At 74.1% G+C, this 5,830-nt stretch carries 5 protein-coding genes and 1 pseudogene; 5 read left to right on the forward strand and 1 reads right to left on the reverse strand.

The features are described 5' to 3' along the window. Positions 1–67 precede the first annotated feature (67 nt). The 5 genes and pseudogenes from WH07_RS33695 (at position 68) to WH07_RS41585 (ending at position 5,248) form a co-directional block, all read left to right on the forward strand. The gene (locus WH07_RS33695) at positions 68–1,138 is read left to right on the forward strand and encodes an ATP-dependent DNA ligase (RefSeq protein WP_046508600.1); all 1,071 of its coding nucleotides are present in this window, start codon (positions 68–70) and stop codon (positions 1,136–1,138) included. A 209-nt stretch (positions 1,139–1,347) separates the two neighbouring features. After that, on the forward strand, positions 1,348–2,472 hold the full coding sequence (locus tag WH07_RS33700; protein ID WP_046508602.1) for an NAD-dependent epimerase/dehydratase family protein: 1,125 nt from the start codon (positions 1,348–1,350) through the stop codon (positions 2,470–2,472). A 207-nt stretch (positions 2,473–2,679) separates the two neighbouring features. Continuing rightward, positions 2,680–3,294 (forward strand): annotated as a pseudogene (locus tag WH07_RS33705) (glycosyltransferase family 2 protein); the annotation flags it as partial. A gap of 572 nt (positions 3,295–3,866) precedes the next feature. Further along, positions 3,867–4,490, forward strand: a complete 624-nt coding sequence (locus tag WH07_RS41580) for a TIGR04282 family arsenosugar biosynthesis glycosyltransferase (RefSeq protein ID WP_046508611.1) — start codon at positions 3,867–3,869, stop codon at positions 4,488–4,490. After that, positions 4,487–5,248, forward strand: a complete 762-nt coding sequence (locus tag WH07_RS41585) for a class I SAM-dependent methyltransferase (RefSeq protein WP_046508604.1) — start codon at positions 4,487–4,489, stop codon at positions 5,246–5,248. The genes WH07_RS41580 and WH07_RS41585 overlap by 4 nt, the downstream gene beginning before the upstream one ends. A gap of 98 nt (positions 5,249–5,346) precedes the next feature. Here the strand turns inward: WH07_RS41585 and WH07_RS33720 are convergent, their stop codons facing one another. Next, positions 5,347–5,769 carry a YchJ family protein gene (locus WH07_RS33720; RefSeq protein WP_063775876.1) on the reverse strand — a complete coding sequence of 141 codons (423 nt, stop codon included), beginning with the start codon at positions 5,767–5,769 and terminating at the stop codon, positions 5,347–5,349. Positions 5,770–5,830: the final 61 nt, after the last annotated feature.

A 5,830-nucleotide genomic window follows, 5' to 3' on the forward strand; every position in this document is an offset into this window, starting at 1 on the left:
GGGATACGGGGGTACGCGGGGTGCTTGTCGGGCGGCGGCGGGCCGGGTTCCCGAGCACAATCGGAGCATGGATCTGCCGGTGATGCCTCCCGTGAAGCCCATGCTCGCCAAGTCCGTGGCCCGGATCCCGCCGGGCATGCAGTACGAGGCCAAGTGGGACGGCTTCCGGGCGATCATCCACCGGGACGGGGACGAGGTGGTGATCGGCAGTCGCACGGGCAAGCCGCTCACCCGCTACTTCCCCGAACTGGTCACCGTTCTGCGCGAGCAGCTCCCGGGGCGCTGTGTCATGGACGGCGAGATCGTCATCGTCCACGGGGACCGGCTCGACTTCGACCGGCTCACCGAGCGCATCCACCCGGCGAAGTCCCGGGTGGACCTGCTGGCCGAGCGGACCCCGGCGAGTTTCGTGGCCTTCGATCTGCTGGCCCTCGGGGACGCCTCGCTGCTGGACACGCCGCTGGTGGGGCGGCGGGAAGCGCTGGAGGCCACGTTCATCGGCGTCCACCCGCCGCTGCATCTCGCGCCCGCGACCACTGATCTCGGCGTGGCCGAGGAGTGGTTCGAACGGTACGAGGGCGCGGGGCTCGACGGGGTGATCGCCAAGCCCCTCGATCTGCTCTACCGGCCGGACGCGCGGCTGATGTTCAAGGTCAAGCACGAGCGGACCGCGGATGTGGTGGTCGCCGGATACCGCCTGCACAAGAGCGGTCCTGTGGTCGGTTCGCTGCTGCTCGGGCTGTACGACTCCGGGGGCGCCCTCCAGCATGTCGGGGTCTGCGCCGCGTTCCCGATGAAGCGCCGCGCCGAACTGGTGGAGGAACTGGGGCCGCTGCGCATGGAATCGGCGGAGGGGCATCCCTGGGGCGCCTGGGCCGACGAGTCCGCGCACGAGAGCGCCCGGCTGCCCGGCGGGCCGAGCCGCTGGTCCGGTACGAAGGACCTGTCGTGGCTGCCGCTGCGGCCGGAGCGGGTGTGCGAGGTGGCGTACGACCATATGGAGGGCAACCGGTTCCGGCACACGGCGCAGTTCCGGCGGTGGCGGCCGGACCGTACGCCGGAGAGCTGCACGTACGGCCAGTTGGAGGAGCCGGTGCGGTACGACCTGGCGGAGGTGCTGGCGCTGCCTACGGGGTGAGGGCGAGGGGGCTGCCGGGCGGGCCGGCCAACGGTCCCGGGCCGGGCGATCCCGGGCCCGGTGGTCCCGCGTCCTGCGGCCGTGGGGGTGGTCGGTCGCGCGGGTGCCGATGTCACAACCGGAGCCGTTACGGCCGGTGATCTTACGGACCTGTGACGGCCCGGCGCGTGACCGGGCGTGATGGCCGTACGGCGCATAGCGTCCCCGTCATGCGTGTACTCGTCACCGGAGGCGCGGGCTTCATCGGCTCGCAGATCGTCACCGCCCTCACCGCGCTCGGCCATCAACCCGTCGTCCTGGACGCCCTGCTGCCCTCGGCCCATCCCGTACCACCGTCCCCGCCCCCCGAGACCGAGTGGATCCACGCGGACGTCCGCGACAGGACAGCCGTCGCGCGGGCGCTGTGCGGAGTGGACGCGGTGTGCCATCAGGCGGCGATGGTCGGCCTCGGCAAGGACTTCGCGGACGCGCCCGCGTACGTGGGCTGCAACGACCTGGGCACCGCCGTCCTGCTCGCCGGCATGGCGGAGGCGGGGGTACGGGATCTGGTGCTGGCCGGGTCGATGGTGGTCTACGGCGAGGGCCGCTACGACTGCCCCCGGCACGGGCGGGTCGCCGCCGGGCCGAGGGCGGCGGCCGACCTGGACGCGGGCCGGTTCGAACCCCGCTGCCCGCGCTGCGGCGCGGAGTTGGTGCCCGGGCTGATCGGGGAGGACGCGCCCACCGACCCGCGGAACGTGTACGCGGCGTCCAAGCTGGCGCAGGAGCATCTTGCGGCGTCCTGGGCGCGGGCCACGGGCGGCCGGGCGGTCTCGCTGCGCTACCACAATGTGTACGGGCCGGGGATGCCGCGCGACACGCCGTACGCGGGGGTGGCGTCCTTCTTCCGTTCCTCGCTCGCGCGCGGCGAGGCACCCCGGGTCTTCGAGGACGGCGGGCAGCGGCGGGACTTCGTCCACGTACGGGATGTCGCGCGGGCGAACGCGCTGGCCCTGGCGGCCGTACGGGACCGCGAGCCGGGCGCACTGAGCGTGTTCAACACAGGCAGCGGGGAGCCGCACACGGTCGGCGAGATGGCATCGGCGCTCGCGTCGGCGCACGGTGGCCCCGAACCGGTGGTCACCGGCGAGTACCGCCTCGGCGACGTCCGCCACATCACGGCGTCCTCACAACGCCTGAGGGAGGAACTGGGCTGGCTGCCGGAGGTGGGCTTCGAGGCGGGCATGACGGAATTCGCGAAGGCGGAACAACGGGCGACGAAGCCTGTGGCGGCGCCTTGGCGCCCCATGGCCGATGAGCCGCGCCCCGGCGTCGTGCACGCCGTCGATCCCTGATCGCCGTGACCCGAACGGCCGGGGGCGGTCGCCCGGGTCTCGATGTCCGTGTTTCGTAAGACCTCATATCCCCTTTGTCGGTATCCGAATTCATACGGTGATGACGTGACCCACTCGATTCCCACGGCTCCCCCCGCTCCCACGACAGTTGATGTCGTACTCCCCTGTCTCGACGAGGCCCTCGCCCTCCCCTGGGTACTGGGCCGGATGCCCGCCGGCTGGCGCGCGATCGTCGTGGACAACGGCTCGGCCGACGGTTCGGCGGAGATCGCCGCCGGGCTCGGCGCGACGGTGGTACGTGAGCCCCGGCGGGGGTTCGGTGCCGCGTGCCATGCCGGACTGCTCGCCGCGGAGGCGGAGTTCGTCTGTTTCTGCGACTGCGACGCGTCGCTCGACCCGGGGCTGCTGCCCGCCTTTGTGGCGGAGGTGGCGGCGGGCCGGGCGGAGCTGGTGCTGGGCCGCCGTCGGCCGCGTCCGCGCAGGGCCTGGCCGCCGCACGCGCGGGCGGGGAATCTCGCGCTGGCCCGCATGCTGCGCCGCAGAACGGGCCTGCGGCTGCACGACCTGGGCCCGATGCGGGCGGCCCGCCGCGAGCCGCTCCTCGACCTCTCCCTCACGGACCGCCGCAGCGGCTACCCCCTTCAGATGGTGGTCCGCGCCGCCGACGCGGGCTGGCGGGTGACGGAACGGGATGTCCCGTACCTCCCGCGCAGGGGCAAGTCCAAGGTGACGGGCACCTGGCGAGGCACCTGGCAAGCGGTCCACGACATGCGAGCGGTCCTGGCCCAGCCGCCTGTGGCCGCGGATCGCTCAGGCGCGGCAGGCACCACCGCTCCGGCGGCGGGGCCCGAACGCTCGGCTCAGCAGCCAACGACCACCACCGCGGCAGCTCGTACAACCGCCGACGCGGTGCGCACCGGTGTGGTCGGAGCCGCACCCAGCGGGGCAGCGAGCACCGCCCACGACGCCGTCAGCGCCGCCGCAGGGCATACGGCCCCGCAGTCGGACACCGGCCCGGCAGGGGCGGACCGTACGGCTCACCGGTCGGCTGACGCCCACGAGGCGGTTCGTACAGCCGCCGCCCCGCCGCACGTCCGTCCCGGTGACGGCCCTGCCGTCAACGACCGGGTGGATACCGGTCCGGTCGCAACAGCGGCCGTTGTTGCGACCGAGTCCGAACCCTGCGAGGCCAAGGACCCCATGGCTGACGACGGCGACGGCGCGGGCCGTACGACCGGTGCTCCGCCCACTGACGCCCCCGGCAACAGCCGCGACAACGCGGGCCGTGCCACCGCCGGGCCGCTGGCCGACAGCCGCCCGGGCACCGAACCGGCGGCCGACCGGCCCGGTGCCGGCACCGCCGGAATCCCACGCCTGGAGGCATCGTGAGTTGTCTGTTGGTGGTGGCCAAGGCGCCTGTCGCCGGGCGGGTCAAGACCCGGCTCACTCCGCCCTTTTCGGCCGAGGAGGCCGCTCGGCTGGCGGAGGCCTCGCTCGTCGACACCCTGTACGCCGTACTTGCCGCGCCCGTGCGGCGGCGGGTGCTGGTGCTTGAGGGGGCGCCGGGGGCATGGCTGCCCGCCGGGATCGAGGTCGTACCGCAGACCACCGGAGGGCTCGACGAGCGGCTGGCCGCTGCCTTCGGGCTGTGCGACGGGCCCGCCGTGCTCGTCGGAATGGACACTCCGCAGCTCACACCCGAGCTGCTGGCGCCCGCGCTCGCACCGGACGCCTGGGACGGGTGCGACGCGTGGTTCGGGCCCGCCGTGGACGGCGGGTTCTGGGCGCTGGGGCTGGCCGTACCCGATCCGGCGCTGCTGTGCGGGGTGCCGATGTCCGTGCCCGAGACCGGCGCCGTGCAGCGCGGGCGGCTCACCGAGGCGGGACTCGCCGTACGGGATCTGCCGCCGCTGCGCGACGTCGACACCGCGCACGACGCCGCACTGGTCGCGGCCGAGGCGCCGGACAGCCGGTTCGCCGCCGCGCTCGCCGGGCTCACCGCGGCCGGGGTGCGATGACCACCGCGGAGACCAGGCCCGCGCCCTGGCAGACCGGTCCGTACGCCGACGCGCTGCGCAACGGGCGCGGCCCGCTCTTCCTGCGCCGTTCCGACGGCTGGCTGCTGCCGCTGGAGGTGGAGCGCTGGTGCGCGGGGCCGGACCGGGCGGATCTGACCGTGCTGGAGCGCTGCCGGGGCAGTGTCCTCGACATCGGCTGCGGCCCGGGACGGATCGTCACCGCGCTCGCCGCCCGGGGCCGCCCCGCGCTGGGCATCGATATCAGCCCGGCGGCGGTGGCGCACACCGTACGGGCGGGTGGAAGCGCTCTCATACGGTCGGTGTTCGATCCGCTGCCCCGCGAGGGCGGCTGGCACACGGCGCTGCTCATGGACGGCAACATCGGTATCGACGGCGATCCGGCGGCCCTGCTCGCCCGCCTCACCTCGGTCGTCGCGCCGGCCGGTTCACTGATCGTCGAGACCGCCCCGGCCGGCGTGGACCCGGATCTCGACGAACGCCTCCGGGTACGGGTCGACAACGGCACCGCTGCGCCGGGAGACGCCTTCTCCTGGGCCCGCGTTGGCGCCCGCGCACTCATACGCCACGGCCGCGCCGCGGGCTGGACCCCGGCCGAGCAGTGGACGGCCGCCGGCCGTCACTTCGTCACTCTGGAACGTGCCGAACGCACGGAGCCCGAGGGGCGGGCGGAACGGGCGGAACGCGTGGAACGGGCGGTGCGACAGAAACGTACGGCACGCAAAGGGCGCCGGCCCTGAAGATGGCCGCTCCCCGCACCCGCACCCGCACCCGCACCCGGAGAGGATCCACCCCGAAAGGGCCCCGCCTCTGAGGCCCTCGTGAAGTCCTCGCCGGATCACTCCGCCACTGTGCCGTCCACATACACCCACGCGCCCTCGTGCCGGGCGAAACGGCTCCGCTCGCTCAGCACCCCCGGCTTGCCCCGATGGGTGAAGCGGGCGCGGAAGGTGACGGTCCCGGTGGTGTGGAAGGGGGTGCCGTCGGTGGTCTCCAGGATCTCCAGTCCGGTCCATCGCACCGCGGGGTCGAGATCCACGCCCGGCGGCCGGGTGGCCGGGGCCCAACTCCTCAGCAGGTACGGTTCGTCGCCCACGGCGAACGCGCTGTACCGGGAACGCATCAGCAGCTCGGCGGTGGGCGGGGTGACCGCGGCAGGCGGGGTGACCGGGCCGGGCGGCGTGGTCCCGGTGGACGGAGTGGCCGCGGTGGCCGCTCCGGAATGGAAGCGCCCGCAGCACGCGCCGTACGCGGCGGGCAGCCCGCAGGGACAGGGCGCGGCGGACCGGTCGGAGGGACCGGTCCGCCGCGCCCTGTCCCTG

The organism is Streptomyces odonnellii, from assembly GCF_000981895.1.
Classification (GTDB): Bacteria; Actinomycetota; Actinomycetes; order Streptomycetales; family Streptomycetaceae; genus Streptomyces; species Streptomyces odonnellii.

Bases quoted from the DNA above. Each gene is read 5' to 3' on its own strand.
- WH07_RS33695 (WP_046508600.1), top strand. From the start codon at position 68: ATGGATCTGCCGGTGATGCCTCCCGTGAAGCCCATGCTCGCCAAGTCC.
- WH07_RS33700 (WP_046508602.1), top strand. From the start codon at position 1,348: ATGCGTGTACTCGTCACCGGAGGCGCGGGCTTCATCGGCTCGCAGATC.
- WH07_RS41585 (WP_046508604.1), top strand. From the start codon at position 4,487: ATGACCACCGCGGAGACCAGGCCCGCGCCCTGGCAGACCGGTCCGTAC.